The sequence below is a fragment of the Microbacterium excoecariae genome, assembly GCF_011326725.1.
Classification (GTDB): Bacteria; Actinomycetota; Actinomycetes; order Actinomycetales; family Microbacteriaceae; genus Microbacterium; species Microbacterium excoecariae.
In genome coordinates this window covers 1,339,606-1,355,812 of record NZ_JAANCO010000001.1, presented here as the reverse complement: position 1 = coordinate 1,355,812, position 16,207 = coordinate 1,339,606, and the positions used below count along the sequence as shown (strand labels likewise).

General features: G+C 71.0%; 14 protein-coding genes. 7 read left to right on the top strand and 7 right to left on the bottom strand.

Features of this window, described 5'->3' with window-relative positions; genetic code table 11:
• Positions 1-60: 60 nt before the first annotated feature.
• Genes G8E01_RS06115 through sufB form a run of 5 tightly spaced genes read right to left on the bottom strand, consistent with a single transcriptional unit; the run spans position 61 to position 4,134 of the window.
• Positions 61-390 carry a metal-sulfur cluster assembly factor gene (locus G8E01_RS06115; protein WP_155048295.1) on the bottom strand — a complete coding sequence of 110 codons (330 nt, stop codon included), beginning with the start codon at positions 388-390 and terminating at the stop codon, positions 61-63.
• Positions 391-400: 10 nt separating this feature from the next.
• Positions 401-1,171, bottom strand: coding sequence for a Fe-S cluster assembly ATPase SufC (gene sufC / locus G8E01_RS06110; RefSeq protein WP_166317264.1), 771 nt, complete (start codon positions 1,169-1,171; stop codon positions 401-403).
• A 1-nt stretch (position 1,172) separates the two neighbouring features.
• Entirely contained in the window at positions 1,173-1,499 is a 327-nt protein-coding gene (locus tag G8E01_RS06105; RefSeq protein WP_338100755.1) for a non-heme iron oxygenase ferredoxin subunit, read from the bottom strand.
• Positions 1,496-2,713: a Fe-S cluster assembly protein SufD gene (sufD, locus tag G8E01_RS06100; protein ID WP_166317261.1), complete on the bottom strand. Its 1,218-nt coding sequence runs from the start codon at positions 2,711-2,713 to the stop codon at positions 1,496-1,498. The genes G8E01_RS06105 and sufD overlap by 4 nt, the downstream gene beginning before the upstream one ends.
• 2 nt (positions 2,714-2,715) lie before the next feature.
• The gene (gene sufB, locus G8E01_RS06095; RefSeq protein WP_155048292.1) at positions 2,716-4,134 is read right to left on the bottom strand and encodes a Fe-S cluster assembly protein SufB; all 1,419 of its coding nucleotides are present in this window, start codon (positions 4,132-4,134) and stop codon (positions 2,716-2,718) included.
• Positions 4,135-4,366: 232 nt separating this feature from the next.
• Between sufB and G8E01_RS06090 the strand changes: the two genes are divergently transcribed.
• Positions 4,367-5,260, top strand: coding sequence for a COX15/CtaA family protein (locus G8E01_RS06090; protein WP_166317258.1), 894 nt, complete (start codon positions 4,367-4,369; stop codon positions 5,258-5,260).
• A gap of 2 nt (positions 5,261-5,262) precedes the next feature.
• On the opposite strand, the gene G8E01_RS06085 is transcribed toward G8E01_RS06090, so the two are convergent.
• Together G8E01_RS06085 and G8E01_RS06080 are read right to left on the bottom strand one after the other, a co-directional pair.
• Positions 5,263-6,753: an MFS transporter gene (locus G8E01_RS06085; protein ID WP_166317255.1), complete on the bottom strand. Its 1,491-nt coding sequence runs from the start codon at positions 6,751-6,753 to the stop codon at positions 5,263-5,265.
• Positions 6,754-6,778: 25 nt separating this feature from the next.
• The gene (locus G8E01_RS06080; protein ID WP_166319756.1) at positions 6,779-7,714 is read right to left on the bottom strand and encodes a heme o synthase; all 936 of its coding nucleotides are present in this window, start codon (positions 7,712-7,714) and stop codon (positions 6,779-6,781) included.
• A 333-nt stretch (positions 7,715-8,047) separates the two neighbouring features.
• On the opposite strand from G8E01_RS06080, the gene tkt reads away from it, so the two are divergent.
• Genes tkt through pgl form a run of 6 tightly spaced genes read left to right on the top strand, consistent with a single transcriptional unit; the run spans position 8,048 to position 16,130 of the window.
• The gene (gene tkt, locus G8E01_RS06075; RefSeq protein WP_166317252.1) at positions 8,048-10,144 is read left to right on the top strand and encodes a transketolase; all 2,097 of its coding nucleotides are present in this window, start codon (positions 8,048-8,050) and stop codon (positions 10,142-10,144) included.
• Positions 10,141-11,247, top strand: coding sequence for a transaldolase (tal, locus tag G8E01_RS06070; RefSeq protein WP_166317249.1), 1,107 nt, complete (start codon positions 10,141-10,143; stop codon positions 11,245-11,247). Before tkt ends, tal begins: the two co-directional genes overlap by 4 nt.
• On the top strand, positions 11,244-12,842 hold the full coding sequence (locus tag G8E01_RS06065; protein ID WP_166317246.1) for a glucose-6-phosphate isomerase: 1,599 nt from the start codon (positions 11,244-11,246) through the stop codon (positions 12,840-12,842). Before tal ends, G8E01_RS06065 begins: the two co-directional genes overlap by 4 nt.
• 20 nt (positions 12,843-12,862) lie before the next feature.
• Positions 12,863-14,416 carry a glucose-6-phosphate dehydrogenase gene (gene zwf, locus G8E01_RS06060; protein ID WP_166317243.1) on the top strand — a complete coding sequence of 518 codons (1,554 nt, stop codon included), beginning with the start codon at positions 12,863-12,865 and terminating at the stop codon, positions 14,414-14,416.
• On the top strand, positions 14,413-15,402 hold the full coding sequence (locus G8E01_RS06055) for a glucose-6-phosphate dehydrogenase assembly protein OpcA (RefSeq protein WP_166317240.1): 990 nt from the start codon (positions 14,413-14,415) through the stop codon (positions 15,400-15,402). Before zwf ends, G8E01_RS06055 begins: the two co-directional genes overlap by 4 nt.
• The gene (gene pgl / locus G8E01_RS06050) at positions 15,399-16,130 is read left to right on the top strand and encodes a 6-phosphogluconolactonase (RefSeq protein WP_166317237.1); all 732 of its coding nucleotides are present in this window, start codon (positions 15,399-15,401) and stop codon (positions 16,128-16,130) included. The genes G8E01_RS06055 and pgl overlap by 4 nt, the downstream gene beginning before the upstream one ends.
• The last annotated feature ends 77 nt before the right edge of the window (positions 16,131-16,207 follow it).

The following is a 16,207-nucleotide window of genomic DNA, read 5'->3' as shown; positions in this document are numbered from 1 at the left end:
ACCCCTCCCCGACAACGCACCGCGGGCCCCGGGACGAATCCCGGGGCCCGCGGCAGGGGCTCAGATCGCGAAGCCGAGCGCGCGCATCTGGTCGCGCCCGTCGTCCGTGATGCGCTCGGGGCCCCACGGCGGCATCCACACCCAGTTGATGCGGAAGCGCTCCACGACGCCGTCGAGCGACTGGGCGGTCTGCTCCTCGAGGACGTCCGTGAGCGGGCACCCGGCGCTCGTGAGCGTCATGTGGATCACGAGCGCGTCGTTCTCCTCGTCCCACGCGAGGTCGTAGATGAGCCCCAGGTCGACCACGTTCACCCCAAGCTCGGGGTCCATGACGTCCTTGAGCGCCTCCGTGACCTCGTCGTACTTCTCCGACGTGAGGGTGGCGGTCATGGGTGCGACCTTACGCCTCGAGCGGGGCGTCCGCCGGCAGGTACGCGGCGTAGCCCTCGCTCTCGAGCCGCTCGGCGAGCTCCGGGCCGCCCTCCTCGACGACCTGGCCCGCGACCATGACGTGGACGAACTCGGGCGTGATGTACCGGAGGATCCGCGTGTAGTGCGTGATGAGCAGCACGCCGAGGCCCGAGTTGTCCTTCGCCCGGTTGACGCCCTCGGAGACGATCTTCAGCGCGTCGACGTCGAGGCCCGAGTCGGTCTCGTCGAGGATCGCGATCTGCGGCTTCAGGAGCTCGAGCTGGAGGATCTCGTGGCGCTTCTTCTCGCCGCCCGAGAAGCCCTCGTTGACGTTGCGCTGCGCGAACTTCGGGTCCATGCGGAGGTTCTTCATGCCCTCCTTGACGTCCTTCGTCCACGTGCGGATCGAGGGCGCCTCGCCGTCGATCGCCGTCTTCGCGGTGCGCAGGAAGTTCGTCACCGTCACGCCGGGGATCTCGACGGGGTACTGCATCGCGAGGAACAGGCCCGCGCGGGCGCGCTCGTCGACGCTCATCTCGAGGACGTCCTCGCCGTCGAGCGTGATGGATCCGCCCGTGACGGTGTACTTCGGGTGACCGGCGATGGTCGACGCGAGCGTGGACTTGCCCGAACCGTTCGGGCCCATGATCGCGTGCGTCTCGCCGCTGCGGATCGTGAGGTTCACGCCGTTGAGGATCGGCGTCGTGCCCTCATCGGTCTCGACCGTGACGTGCAGGTCGCGGATCTCGAGAACAGCCATGTCAGTTTTCCTTCTTCACGTTGATGTCAATGAGCACGTCGTCGCCGTCGATCTCGACGGCGTAGACCGGGACGGGCTCGTAAGCGGGGAGGTTGAGGGGCTTGCCCGTCTTGAGCGAGAACGCGGATCCGTGCGCCCAGCACTCGAGCGTCTCGCCCTCCACGAAGCCCTCCGAGAGGGAGATGTCGCCGTGCGTGCAGGTGTCGCCGATCGCGTGGATCTCGTCGTTGCTGTCGAGGACGAGGGCGATCGGAACGCCATCGACCTCGACGCGCATCGGCTCGTCCTGGACGAGCTCTCCGCGCGCACACACGCGCGTCGCGCTCACGCGCGGACCCCTTCGGCGATCTCGCGCTCGATGTCGGCGATGAGCGTCGCCTGCAGCTCGGGCACCTGGATCCGCTGCGGGATCTCGGCGAGGAAGCCGAGGACGATGAGCCGGCGGGCCTCTTCCTCGCTGATGCCGCGGGCCTGCAGGTAGAAGAGCTGCTCGTCGTCGAACCGGCCGGTCGCGGAGGCGTGCCCCGCGCCCTTGATGTCGCCCGTCTTGATCTCGAGGTTCGGGATCGAATCCGCGCGCGCGCCGTTCGTGAGCACGAGGTTGCGGTTGGCCTCGTAGGAGTCGGTTCCGGTCGCGTCCGGCCCGATGAGCACGTCGCCGATCCAGACGCTGCGCGCCGACTCGCCCTGCAGAGCGCTCTTGTAGAGCACGTCGCCCGTGGTGTCGGCGCCCTTGTGGAAGAGGTAGACCTGGCTCTCGAAGTGCTGGCCCGAGTCGCTGTACGACAGGCCGAACATCTCGCCGTTCGCGCCCTGGCCCGACAGCTCGAGCGTCGGGTTCACGCGGACGACGCCGCCGCCGAAGGTGATGACGAAGTGGGTCAGCGACGCGTCGCGGTCCACGCGCGCCTGGTGCGCGGCCGCGTGGTTCGCGTCGTCCGCCCACTTCTGCACCGAGATGACCGTGAGCTGGGATCCGTCGCGCGCGAGGATCTCGACGTTCTGGGCGTAGTCGGCGGATCCGGTGTGCTGCAGCACAACCGTGCCCTTCGACATCGCCTCGGCCTCGACGACGATGTAGCCGTCGGCCCGGCGCCCGGCGCCGAGCCCAGCGATGTCGAGCACGATGGGCTCGGCGATCTCCGCCTCGCGCGGCAGGCGGATGTGCAGCGCCTCGCGCGCGCCCTGGCCGGCGACCGCAGCGGTGATGTCCTCCGGCTCGAAGAACTCCCCGCGCGGGGCCTCGCCCGCCGCGAGCGTCGCCTGCCCGTACTCCCCGCCCGAGGCGAAGGAGTAGGAGACGCCGCCTTCCTCACCGGCGGGCTCGAACAGCGACGAGATCCGCGAGATCGGCGTGTGCTTCCAGTTCACCTCGCGCCCCGTCGGCACGCCGAAATCGGCGGGCGACGCCGAGCGCGGCCGCTCGGAGCGGGTCTGGATGGGGGCGGCGGAGCCCTCCTGCGAGCCGATGAGGGCTCGCACGGGGTCCACGTGGGCGTGCGCGTCCTGCGCCTCGACGGGCGCCTGGGTGTGGGTCGTCATTCCTAGCCGACCGATCCTTCCATGCCCATCTCGATGAGCTTGTTGAGTTCCAGCGCGTATTCCATCGGCAGCTCGCGCGCGATCGGCTCGATGAAGCCGCGCACGATCATCGACATCGCCTCGGTCTCCTCGAGGCCGCGGCTCATCAGATAGAAGAGCTGCTCCTCGCTGACCTTCGACACCGTGGCCTCGTGGCCGAGAACGACGTCGTCGACGCGGATGTCGATCGCCGGGTAGGTGTCCGAGCGCGACTGCGTGTCCACGAGGAGCGCGTCGCACACGACAGAGTTGGCCGAGTGGTGGGCCTTCTCGTCGACGCGCACCTCGCCGCGGTAGCCGGCGCGGCCGCCGCCGCGGGCGATCGACTTCGAGACGATCGACGACTGCGTGTACGGCGCCATGTGGATCATCTTCGCGCCCGCGTCCTGGTGCTGGCCCGGGCCCGCGAACGCGACCGAGAGCGTCTCGCCCTTGGCGTGCTCGCCCATGAGGAAGATCGACGGGTACTTCATCGTGACCTTGGATCCGATGTTGCCGTCGACCCACTCCATCGTCGCGCCCTCTTCGGCGATCGCGCGCTTCGTGACGAGGTTGTAGACGTTGTTCGACCAGTTCTGGATCGTCGTGTAGCGCACGCGGGCGTTCTTCTTCACGATGATCTCGACGACGGCCGAGTGCAGCGAGTCGCTCTTGTAAATCGGGGCCGTGCAGCCCTCGATGTAGTGGACGTAGCTGCCCTCGTCGGCGATGATGAGCGTCCGCTCGAACTGGCCCATGTTCTCGGTGTTGATCCGGAAGTAGGCCTGCAGCGGGATCTCGACGTGCACGCCCTTCGGGACGTAGACGAAGGATCCGCCGGACCACACGGCGGTGTTGAGCGCGGCGAACTTGTTGTCGCCCGCGGGGATCACCGTGCCGAAGTACTCCTCGAAGAACTCGGGGTGCTCGCGCAGGGCCGTGTCGGTGTCCATGAAGATGACACCCTGGCTCTCGAGGTCCTCGCGAATCTGGTGGTAGACCACCTCGGACTCGTACTGCGCCGCGACGCCCGCGACCAGGCGCTGGCGCTCGGCCTCGGGGATGCCGAGCCGCTCGTAGGTGTTCTTGATGTCCTCGGGCAGGTCATCCCAGGTCTGGGCCTGCTTCTCCGTCGTCCGGACGAAGTACTTGATGTTGTCGAAGTCGATGTCGCTGAGGTCGGCGCCCCACGTCGGCATCGGCTTCTTCCCGAAGAGCTTCAGCGCCTTGAGGCGCGTCTTCAGCATCCATTCGGGCTCGTTCTTGAGGCGGGAGATGTCGCGGACGACGGCCTCGCTGAGTCCGCGCTGGGCGCTCGCGCCGGCGACGTCGGAGTCGTGCCAGCCGAACTCGTACACCCCCAGCCCTTCGAGTTCGGGGCGGTCGATCAGCACTTCAGACATGACGGCTCACACTCTCCTCAGGGGTCTCGACCAGTGTCATCTGTCCCACCGCCTCGGAGCACCTGGCGGCGTGGGTGGACCCTGCATGGCGGCGCAGGTTTCGCGCCTAGACTGTTTTCGGATGCGATTCGAGCCCATCGGGCCCGCATCCTTCACCACAGATTCTACAGGTTCCGCCCGGACCGTCGTCGGCTCTGACGATGTGCGTCCGCGGCCGAGGAGGCGCCCCGCCATGACCGCCGTCACGTCCGCTCCCACCCGCTTTTCGACGGTGTTGTACGTCTTCGCGTGGCTGTCGTTCCTCGCCGAGGTCGTCATCATCGCGACCGGGGGGACCGTGCGCCTGACCGGATCCGGGCTCGGCTGCACCGAGTGGCCGCTGTGCACCCCCGATTCGCTCGTGCCGACGGAGGCGATGGGCGTCCACGGCGTCATCGAGTTCAGCAACCGGCTCATGTCGACGGTCGTGGGCGCGCTCGCCCTGGTCGTGCTCGTGCTGGTGTGGCGCCGGCGGGCCGAGCGGCGCGACCTGTTCGTGCTGGCCTGGATCGTCCTCGGCGGCGTGCTCGCCCAGGCCGTCGCGGGCGGCGTGACCGTCTGGACGGGCCTGAACGCCTTCCTCGTCGCGTTCCACTACACGGCGTCCCTCCTCCTCGTGTGCGTGGCCGCCGCGTTCCTCGTGCGCCTGTACGAGCCCGCCGGCCCCCGCGAGCGCGCGGTGCCGAAGGGCTACGCCGCCCTCGTGCACGCCACCTCCCTCGTGCTCGCCGTCACGATCGCCTTCGGCGTGCTCACGACGAGCAACGGCCCGCACTCGGGGGACGCCGACGTCGTGCGCAACGGCTTCGACGCGACGATCCTCGCCCACGTGCACGCCTGGCCCGGATACATCCTGCTCGCGCTGACCCTCGCGATCGCCGGGATCGCCTGGGCGCGCCGGCTCCCGACACGGCGCTGGTCGCTCGCGTTCCTCGGCGCGCTCGCCGTGCAGATCCTCGTCGGCGTCTGGCAGGCCAACACCGCCCTCCCGCCGCTGCTGGTCGGGATCCACATGGTTCTCGCGGCCCTCACGTCCGCCGCGTACGTCGTCGTGGTCCTGCGGCTGAAGCGCCCCGTACGGGCGTAGCCTCAGGCCTCCCCCGCCCCCGACCGCTCGCGCCGCCGGCGCGCTCCGAGGTCGACGAGGGACACCGCGAGCGCGGCCGCCACGAACAGGGCGGCCGCGAGCAGCCCCGTTCCATACGCGTCGTGGAACACCGCGCTCTCGCTACGGGTGCCGTCCTCGCGATAGATCGTCGAGTAGAACAGCGACAGGGCGATCGCCGCCCCGATCGCGTTGCCCACCCGCTGGCCGAGCTGGCCGACGGATCCGGCCAGGCCGCCCTCCGAGGGCGGGATCTCGGCGAGCGTGAGCGTCTGGTTCGGCGAGATGACGAACCCGCCGCCGACGCCGCCGAGCGCGAGCGCCGCGACCATGAGCCAGGGCGTCGCCTCGTCGGAGGCGAGCCGGGCGATGGCGACGAGGGCGACGATCGCGACGAGGACGACCGCGAGGCCGAACACGACCAGGGCGCGGCCGTACCGCGCGACGATGCGCCCGCCGTACCACGAGGTGACCGCGCTCATCAGGGCGAAGCCGATCGTGACCATGCCCGCGAACACCGCCTCGAGGCCGAGCCCGGTCTGAAGGTAGAGCGCCGTGAGGAGGAACACCGACGGCAGCGCGGCGAAGTAGAGGGTCTGGAGCGCCGTGCCGTTGCGCCAGGACATGATCCGGAACAGGCGCAGCGGCACGAGCGGCGAGCGACCACGCGCGGCGTATCGGCGCTCCCACGCGACGAACGCCGCGGCGAACAGCGTGCACGGCACGAGCAGCCACCAGCGCTCGGGGGCGTCGCTCGGGGATCCGGTCGTGAAGAGGAAGGGCAGCATGAGCGTCGCCACGACCAGCGCGAACAGGGCGAGCCCGACCGGGTCGAGGGTGAGGGCTGCGGTGCTGGGGCGCCGCACCTCGGGCAGCGCGCGCGCCGCGAGGATGAGCACGGCGAGGCACAGCGGCACGTTCATCCAGAAGATCCAGCGCCAGCCGTCCTCGGGGCCGCCGAGCGCGATGAGGAGGCCGCCGAGGGTCGGGCCGAACGCCGTCGAGAGCCCGATGACCGCGCCGAACAGCCCGAACGCGGCGCCGCGCTCCTTGCCCTGGAACACCTGCTGAATCGTGCCCATGACCTGGGGCATCTGGATCCCCGCGGCGATGCCCTGCAGAAAGCGCCCGATGACGAGGACCCAGATGTTCGGCGCGAGCGCGCACACGATGCTCGTCACCATGAAGGACGACAAGCCCACGATCATGAGCGTGCGGCGCGAACGCTGGTCACCGATGCGCCCGAAGGGCACGAGCGTGAGGCCGAAGGCGAGGATGTAGCCCGACACGACGAGCTGCAGCTCCGTGGATCCGCCGCCGAGCGCGCTCTCGATCGAGGCGAGGCCGACGTTGACCTTCGAGATGTCGAGGATCGTGAGCGCGGCGACCGCGACGCACACCCAGAAGGCGCGCCAGCGCCCGGCGTGGTCGAGGTCGATCGCGCGGGTCTGAGGGGGTTCGCCGGCGCTCGTCATGATGAGACCAGGCTAGCCGCCCGGGTCAGAACGGCAGGAGCGGATCCACGGCCACGGCGAGGAACACGAGCGTGAGGTACGTGATGGACGCGTGGAAGACGCGCATGGGGCGCGCCTCGGATCCCTGCTCCACGCCCGCCGCCGCGCGCACCGACATCGTGTACATCCGGTGGGACTCGTAGAGGAACCACGCGCCGAACACGAGCGCGCACGCGGTGTACACGAGCCCCATGCCAGCCACGGGGATCAGCAGGAGCGAGCAGGCGACGGTCGCCCACGCGTACAGCACGACCTGCAGGCCGACCTGCGCGCCGGACCGCGTCGCGCCGAGCATCGGTACGTCGGTCTCGTCGTAATCGGCGGCGTACTTGATCGACAGCGGCCAGTAGTGCGGCGGCGTCCAGAGGAACACGAGCGCGAAGAGCACAAAGGCCGCCCAGTCGAGCGAGTTCGTCACGGCGGCCCAGCCGATGAGCACGGGGAAGCAGCCGGCGATCCCGCCCCACACGATGTTCTGCTCGGTGTGGCGCTTGAGCAGGATCGTGTAGATGACGACGTAGAAGAAGATTGCGACGACGGAGAGGACGGTCGTCAGCAGGTTCGTGAAGGCGAGGAACCACACGGCCTGGATCACGGCGAGCGACCAGGCGAACACGAGGGCCTGGCGCGGCGTCACGTCGCCCGTCACGATGGGGCGATTCTGCGTGCGCCGCATCTTCGCGTCGATGTCGCGGTCGATGTACATGTTGAAGGCCGCCGCGGATCCCGCGCTCATCGCGCCGCCGAGGACGGTCGCCGCGACGAGCCACAGGTTGGGCACGCCCTCGGCCGCGAGGAACATCACGGGCACCGTCGAGACGAGCAGGAGCTCCATCACGCGCGGCTTCGTCAGCGCGACGTAAGCCGCGATCGTCCGGCGGATGTCGCGGGTCCGCCCGGTCTGCTCGGCGCCCGTGGGCACGGCATCGGGGCGAGACGTCGTCGACACGGCTGTGGCCTCCCGGTTGTTCACTCTGCGCGTAACCACCCCAGTCTAGGCCAGGCCCCACGGCGGAGACGACCAGCGTCCTCACAACCTCACGTGACCGCCCGCCGCGGGATGAGCAGCCGGAAACGGCCCCGACTCGCGCGGGGAACCGCCCCGTCGTCATCGGTCGACACCCTGGAGCGGGTACCCCGGCGAGTCACTATGCTGGGGCCGGAAAGCGCGTCGACGCTCGCGGGCCCTCGCCCGAGACTCCGGCGGAAGGTCACACGGACCGCGGCGCATTCAACCCCTCAAGAAAGGCACCCGGTGACGGAACTGCGTTGGGACGAGATTGATCGACGTGCTGTCGACACGGCGCGAGTGCTGGCGGCTGACGCCGTCGAGAAGGTGGGCAACGGGCACCCGGGAACCGCCATGAGCCTGGCGCCGGCCGCGTATCTGCTCTACCAGCGCGTCATGAACCACGACCCCGCCGACACCCACTGGCCGGGGCGCGACCGCTTCATCCTGTCGGCCGGGCACTCCTCGCTGACCCAGTACGTGCAGCTGTACCTCGGCGGCTTCGGGCTCGAGCTCGACGACCTGAAGGCGCTGCGCACGTGGGGCTCCAAGACCCCCGGTCACCCCGAGTTCGGCGAGACCGACGGCGTCGAGATCACCACGGGCCCGCTCGGGCAGGGCCTCGCCTCCTCCGTCGGCTTCGCCTACGCCCAGCGCTACGAGCGCGGGCTGTTCGACCCCGAGGCCCCCGCGGGCGAGAGCCCCTTCGACCACTTCGTGTACGTCATCGCCTCGGACGGCGACGTCCAGGAGGGCGTCACGAGCGAGGCCTCGTCGCTCGCCGGCCACCAGGAGCTCGGCAACCTCATCGTCCTCTACGACGCCAACCAGATCTCGATCGAGGACGACACCGACGTGGCGTTCACCGAGGACGTCGCCGCCCGCTATGAGGCGTACGGCTGGCACGTCCAGGAGGTCGACTGGAAGAAGACGGGCGAGTACGTCGAGGACGCCGCCGCGCTGTTCGCCGCGATCGAGGCCGCGAAGGCCGAGACCGGCAAGCCCTCGCTCATCGTGCTCAAGACGATCATCGGCTGGCCGGCCCCCGGCAAGCAGAACACGGGCGGGATCCACGGATCCGCCCTCGGCGGCGACGAGCTCGCGGCGACGAAGTCCGTCATGGGCTTCGACCCCGAGAAGTCCTTCGACGTTGCGGACGACGTGATCGCGCACACCCGCTCGCTGGCCGAGCGGGGCGCAGCGGCGCACGCCGCGTGGCAGGAGAAGTTCGACGCCTGGGCCGCGGCCAACCCCGAGCGCAAGGCGCTGTGGGACCGGCTCGAGGCCGGCGAGCTCCCCGAGAACATCGCCGACGCGCTGCCGCAGTTCGAGGCGGGCAAGGGCATCGCGACCCGCGCCGCCTCCGGCAAGGTTCTGAACGCGCTCGCCGCCGAGCTGCCCGAGCTGTGGGGCGGATCCGCCGACCTCGCGGGCAGCAACAACACGACGATCGACGGCGCCGCGTCCTTCATCCCGGCCGCGCGCTCGACCGCGAAGTTCACCGGCAACCCCTACGGCCGCGTGCTGCACTTCGGCATCCGCGAGCACGCCATGGCGGCGATCCTGAACGGCATCACGCTGCACGGCAAGACGCGCTCCTACGGCGGCACCTTCCTGCAGTTCGCCGACTACATGCGCCCGGCCGTGCGCCTCGCCGCGCTCATGAACATCCCGAGCATCTTCGTCTGGACGCACGACTCGGTCGCGCTGGGCGAGGACGGCCCGACGCACCAGCCCATCGAGCACCTCGCGGCGCTCCGCGCGATCCCGAACCTGGCCGTCGTGCGCCCCGCCGACGCGAACGAGACCGCGGCCGTGTGGCTCGAGGTCCTCGCCCGCCGCAGCGGGCCGGCCGGACTCGCGCTCACCCGCCAGGGCGTTCCGACGTTCGAGCGCGGCGAGGGCGAGGCGACCGGGGACGGCTTCGCGTCGGCGTCGCTCGCGGCGCGCGGCGCGTACGTGCTGCAGGAGGCGCCGGGCGGCACGCCCGACGTCATCCTCATCGCGACGGGATCCGAGGTCCAGCTCGCCGTCGAGGCGCGCGAGAAGCTCGCGGCCGAGGGCGTCTCCGCCCGCGTGGTGTCCGCCCCCTCGCTCGAGTGGTTCGCCGAGCAGAGCGAGGAGTACCGCGAGAGCGTCCTGCCGGCCGCCGTGCGGGCCCGCGTCTCGGTCGAGGCCGGCATCGCGATGCCGTGGCGCGCCATCGTGGGCGACACGGGCCGCTCGGTGTCGATCGATCACTTCGGCGCGTCCGCCGACTACCAGACCCTGTTCGAGAAGTTCGGTGTCACCACCGACGCGGTCGTCGAGGCCGCACGCGAGACCCTCAAGGAGAACGCATGACCTCCCCCACCGCCCAGCTCGCCGCCGCGGGCGTCAGCATCTGGCTCGACGACCTCTCGCGCGAGCGCATCTCGTCCGGCAACCTCGCCGAGCTCATCGAGTCGCGCACGGTCACGGGCGTCACGACGAACCCGACCATCTTCGCGGGCGCGCTCTCCAACGGCGCGTCCTACGAGAACAAGGTCGCGGCCCTCGCGGCCGCCGACGCGTCGATCGACGAGGCCATCTTCTCGATCACCACGGAGGACGTGCGCGACGCCTGCGACATCTTCCGCCCGGTCTACGACGCCACCGGCTCGCTCGACGGCCGCGTGTCGATCGAGGTCTCCCCCGACCTCGCGCACGACACCGACGCGACGATCGCCCAGGCGAAGGACCTGTCCTCGCGCGTCGACCGCGAGAACGTGCTCATCAAGATCCCGGCGACCAAGGCGGGCCTGCCCGCGATCACCGAGGTGATCGGCGCCGGCATCAGCGTCAACGTCACGCTGATCTTCAGCCTCGAGCGCTACGCCGAGGTCATCGACGCCTACCTGGCGGGCCTCGAGAAGGCGCGCGAGGCGGGCATCGACCTCGCCGGGATCCACTCGGTCGCCTCGTTCTTCGTGTCGCGCGTCGACACCGAGGTCGACAAGCGCCTCGCGGCCATCGGCACGGACGAGGCCCTCGCCCTGAAGTCGAAGGCGGGCGTCGCGAACGCGCGGCTCGCGTTCGAGCTCTACGAGGAGAAGTTCGCGGGCGAGCGCGCCCGCGGCCTCGTCGCGGCGGGCGCGAACGCGCAGCGTCCGCTGTGGGCGTCGACGGGCGTGAAGGACCCCGCGCTGCCCGACACGCTGTACGTCACGGAGCTCGTCGCGCCCGGCACCGTCAACACGATGCCGGAGAAGACGCTCGAGGCGACGTTCGACCACGCCGAGGTCACGGGCGACACCGTCACCACGCAGTACGCGGACGCGCACGGCGTGTTCGAGGCCCTGGCCGCAGTCGGCGTGGACTTCGCGGACGTCACGCAGGTGCTCGAGGACGAGGGCGTCGAGAAGTTCATCGCGTCCTGGCACGAGCTCCAGGCCACGGTCGAGCAGGCCCTCAAGGCCGCGAAGTGACCTTCTCCGTCCATGTCTCGGGCGCCGTTGCCGGCGCCGTCGACCAGTGGCTCCCGACGCTCGCGAGCGAGCTCGTGGCGTCGGGGATCACGGCGGGCGACCCCACCCTGTGGGGGCCCGCCGCCGAGGCCGAGGCGGCCGTGCGCCTCGGCTGGGTCGACGCCGTCACGACGTCGCGTCCGCTCGTGCCGCAGATCCTCGCGCTGCGCGAGGATCTCGCGGCCGACGGCGTGACGCGCGTCGTGCTGGCCGGCATGGGCGGATCCTCGCTCGCGCCCGAGGTCATCGCCCGCACGTCGGGCATCGACCTCACGGTCCTCGATTCCACGGCGCCGGGCCAGGTGTGGGACGCCCTCGACGACGACCTCCGCGACACCGTACTCGTGGTGTCGTCGAAGTCCGGCTCAACGGTCGAGACCGACGCGCAGCGGCGGGCCTTCGCCGCCGCCTTCCGCGACCTCGGCATCGACCCCGCCACCCGGATCGTCGTCGTGACCGACCCCGACTCCCCGCTGGAGGAGACGGCGGCTGCGGAGGGCTACCGGGTCTTCCACGCCGACCCGAACGTCGGCGGCCGCTACTCCGCGCTCACCGCGTTCGGGCTCGTCCCCTCCGGCCTCGCCGGCGCCGACATCGGCGAGCTCCTCGACGAGGCCGAGGCGAGCATGCTGCAACTCGCGATCGACAGCCCCGACAACCCCGCACTCGTGCTCGCCGCGGCGATCGCGGGCACGTCCCCGCGGCGCGACAAGCTCGCGCTCGTCGAGGACGGCACGCACATCGTGGGGCTGCCCGCCTGGATCGAGCAGCTGATCGCGGAGTCCACGGGCAAGGAGGGCACCGGGATCCTCCCCGTGCCGCTCCTGGACGTCTCTCCCGAGGTCGACAACCCGCCCGCCGACCTCCTCGTGTGCCGCCTCGTCGACGACGCCCACGAGTCGGCGGGCCGCCATCACGGCGAGATCCTCGTCAGCGGCACGCTGGGGGCGCAGTTCCTCGTCTGGGAGCACGCGACGGCGATTGCGGGCCGGATCCTCGGTATCAACCCGTTCGACCAGCCCGACGTCGAGTCGGCCAAGGCCGCCACGCGCGCGCTGCTGGACGATCGCCCCGAGCTCGCGGCCCCCGCCTTCACGGAGGGCGGCATCGAGGTGCGCGTCTCGGATCCGCTCCTGGCCGAGTCCGGCACGATCGCCGGCGTCCTCGACGCGCTCTGGGCGCGCCTCGGGGAGGACGGCTACGTCGCCATCCAGGCCTACCTCGACCGCACGGACGTGCCGCACCTGGCAGGACTGCGCGAGATGGTGGCCGCCGACTCGGGCCGCCCCACGACGTTCGGGTGGGGCCCGCGCTTTCTGCACTCGACGGGGCAGCTCCACAAGGGCGGGCCCCGGACGGGAGTGTTCCTCCAGCTGACGGAGCGCTCCGAGAAGGACCTCGAGATCCCCGGGCGTCCCTTCACGTTTGGTCAGCTCATCGAGGCCCAGGCCGCCGGAGACGCGGGCGTCCTCGCCGGCCTCGGCCGCCCCGTCGTCACGCTGACCCTGACCGATCCCCAGGCCGAAGTGCTCCCGCTCTTCGAAGCCGCTTCCTAACCTCGCCTCTCAAGGGAAATATGTCTGCTCCCATCCAGCGCGGCGTGAACCCGCTGCGTGACAGCGACGATCGCCGCCTCAGCCGCATCGCCGGCCCGAGCGCCCTCGTCATCTTCGGCGTGACGGGCGACCTGTCGCGCAAGAAGCTCATGCCCGCCGTCTACGACCTCGCCAACCGCGGGCTCCTCCCCCCGGGCTTCGCGCTCGTGGGGTTCGCCCGCCGCGACTGGGATGACCAGGACTTCGCGCAGGTCGTGCACGACGCCGTCAAGCAGCACTCGCGCACGGAGTTCCGCGAGGAGACCTGGCAGCAGCTCGTGCAGGGGATCCGCTTCGTACAGGGCGAGTTCAACGACGCCGCGGCGTTCGCGCGCCTGCGCGAGACGATCGACACGCTCGACCGCGAGCGCGGCACGATGGGGAACCACGCGTTCTACCTCTCGATCCCGCCGAAGTCGTTCCCCGACGTCGCCCAGCAGCTACTGAACTCCGGCCTCGTCGACGAGTCCGCGGACAGCGGGGACCGCTGGCGCCGCGTCGTCATCGAGAAGCCCTTCGGCCACGACCTCGAGTCGGCGCGCGAGCTGAACGACGCCCTCGAGGCCGCCTTCCCGAGCGATTCGATCTTCCGCATCGACCACTACCTCGGCAAGGAGACGGTGCAGAACATCCTCGCGATGCGCTTCGCGAACGAGCTGTACGAGCCGCTGTGGAACCGCAACCACATCGACCACGTGCAGATCACGATGGCCGAGGACATCGGCGTCGGCGGGCGCGCGGGGTACTACGACGGCGTGGGCGCGGCCCGCGACGTCATCCAGAACCACCTCCTTCAGCTCCTCGCCCTCACGGCGATGGAGGAGCCCATCAGCCTCTCGGCCGAGCACCTGCGCGCCGAGAAGGAGAAGGTGCTCGCCGCCGTGCGCCTGCCGGAGGACCTCTCGACCGCCACGGCGCGCGGGCAGTACGCCGGCGGCTGGCAGGGCGGTGAGGAGGTCACGGGCTTCCTCGACGAGGACGGGATGAACCCGCGCTCGACGACCGAGACCTACGCCGCCATCAAGGTGGGCATCGAGACGCGCCGCTGGGCGGGCGTGCCGTTCTACCTCCGCACGGGCAAGCGCCTCGGCCGCCGCGTCACCGAGATCGCCGTCGTGTTCAAGCGCGCGCCCGAGCACCTCTTCTCGCGCGGCCGCGACCGCTCCGAGCTCGGCCAGAACGCGCTCGTCATCCGCGTGCAGCCCGACGAGGGCGTCACGCTGCGCTTCGGCTCCAAGGTTCCGGGCAACGGCACGCACGTGCGCGACGTGACGATGGACTTCGGCTACGGGCACGCGTTCACCGAGGCGAGCCCCGAGGCATACGAGCGCCTCATCCTCGACGTCCTCCTGGGCGACCCCCCGCTCTTCCCGCGCCACGAGGAGGTCGAGCTGTCCTGGCGGATCCTCGACCCGATCGAGAAGTATTGGGCCTCGCGGGACGAGCCCCTCGAACAGTACGAGCCGGGCTCCTGGGGTCCCCAGTCGGCCGATGCCCTGCTGCAGCAGGATGGACGCGTCTGGAGGCGCCCGTGATCATCGATCTCAACGAGACCACCGTCAGCACGGTGGCCCGCAAGCTCGTCAGCGTGCGCGAGGAGGGCGGCGCGGTCGCCCTCGGCCGCGTGCTGACCCTCATCATCAAGAGCGACTACCGCCCTGTCGAGGAGGCAATCGAGGCCGCGAACGACGCCTCGCGCGAGCACCCCATGCGCGTCATCGTCCTCGTGACGCATCCCGAGGACGCCTCGCGCCTCGACGCGCAGATTCGCGTGGGCGGCGACGCCGGCGCGAGCGAGGTCGTCATCCTCCGCGCCCACGGCGACGCGGGCAGCAACCCCGAGTCGCTCGTGACGGGCCTCCTGCTCCCCGACGCCCCCGTCGTCGTGTGGTGGCCCGATTCTCCGCCGGCCGCGCCCGCGCTCGATCCGCTCGGCCGCATCGCGCACCGCCGCATCACCGACTCGTCGACCTCGCCGGAGGCGGCGGATCGCCTGCAGCGCCTCGACGAGACGTATCGCCCGGGCGACACGGACCTCGCGTGGACCCGCCTGACTCGGTGGCGCGAGCAGCTGGCCGCCGTGGTCGACCAGCCCCCGTACGAGGACGTCACGGCCGTCGAGGTACGCGGCGCGAGCACATCGCCGTCGACCGCGCTCCTGGCCGCCTGGCTCGGCCTCGCGCTCGAGGTGCCGGTCGCGTGGCAGTACGAGCGCCCGAGCACCTGGGATCACGGGATCCACTCGGTGCGCCTGGCGCGCCCGAGCGGCGACATCCTCCTCGAGCGGCACTCGCCGACGCACGCCACGCTGACGCAGCCGGGCCAGCCCGATCACGACCTCCTCCTGCCGCGCCGCTCGCTGCGCGAGTGCCTCGCCGAGGAGCTGCGCCGCCTCGACCCCGACCGGCTCTACGGCCGCGTCATCACCGACGGGTGGGACGCGCTTCGCGCCCCCGCCGAGACGCACGGCACCGCCGCAGTCCCGACGATCCCGAGTGACGACGCGGAGTCGGCAGAGTGAGCGCCGAGGTGGAGGTCGTCGAGCTGCCGACCAAGGCCGACGTCGCGCAGCGCGCGGCCGAGCGCCTCGTCGCGGAGCTCGTCCCGCTGACCGCCAGCGAGAACGTGGCGCACGTCGCGCTGACGGGCGGATCCCTCGGGATCGCCACCCTTGAGGCGATTGCCGACCTTCCCGAGCGGGCCGACGTCGCCTGGTCGCGCGTGCACCTGTGGTGGAGCGATGAGCGGTTCGTGCCCCGCGCCGATTCCGAGCGCAACTCCCGCCAGGCCCGCGCCGCCCTGCTCGACGCGCTCGATCTGCCCGACGTGAACGTCCACGAGCCGTGGGCGACCGAGGACGGCACGCTCGACGACGCCGCCCGCGCGTACGCGGACGAGCTCGCGGCGCACGCCGCCGAGGGGGCCCAGGCGCCCGCGTTCGACGTGTGCCTGCTCGGAATGGGACCCGACGCGCACGTCGCGTCGCTGTTCCCCGGCCGCGACGAGGTCCACGTCACGGGAGCGACCGTGCTCCCCGTGCGGAACTCCCCCAAGCCGCCGCCCGAGCGCGTGACGTTCACGCTGCCGGTCATCAACGCGTCCGCTCGCGTCTGGCTGGTCGTCTCGGGCGCGGACAAGGCCGAGGCGGTCGCGAAGGTCCGCTCGGGCGCCGACGCCGCCGACGCCCCCGCCGCGGCCGTGCGTGGCACCGCGGAGACGGTGATGTTCGTCGCGCGCGACGCGCTGTAGGCCACGAGACGCGACGACGCGGCCCCGCGGAATCCTCACCGGATCCGCGGGGCCGCGTCGTCGTGTGTGTGCCGGGC

Bases quoted from the DNA above. Each gene is read 5' to 3' on its own strand.
- tal (WP_166317249.1), top strand. From the start codon at position 10,141: ATGACCTCCCCCACCGCCCAGCTCGCCGCCGCGGGCGTCAGCATCTGG.
- sufD (WP_166317261.1), bottom strand. From the start codon at position 2,713: ATGACGACCCACACCCAGGCGCCCGTCGAGGCGCAGGACGCGCACGCC.
- sufB (WP_155048292.1), bottom strand. From the start codon at position 4,134: ATGTCTGAAGTGCTGATCGACCGCCCCGAACTCGAAGGGCTGGGGGTG.
- G8E01_RS06115 (WP_155048295.1), bottom strand. From the start codon at position 390: ATGACCGCCACCCTCACGTCGGAGAAGTACGACGAGGTCACGGAGGCG.
- G8E01_RS06085 (WP_166317255.1), bottom strand. From the start codon at position 6,753: ATGACGAGCGCCGGCGAACCCCCTCAGACCCGCGCGATCGACCTCGAC.
- sufC (WP_166317264.1), bottom strand. From the start codon at position 1,171: ATGGCTGTTCTCGAGATCCGCGACCTGCACGTCACGGTCGAGACCGAT.
- zwf (WP_166317243.1), top strand. From the start codon at position 12,863: ATGTCTGCTCCCATCCAGCGCGGCGTGAACCCGCTGCGTGACAGCGAC.
- G8E01_RS06090 (WP_166317258.1), top strand. From the start codon at position 4,367: ATGACCGCCGTCACGTCCGCTCCCACCCGCTTTTCGACGGTGTTGTAC.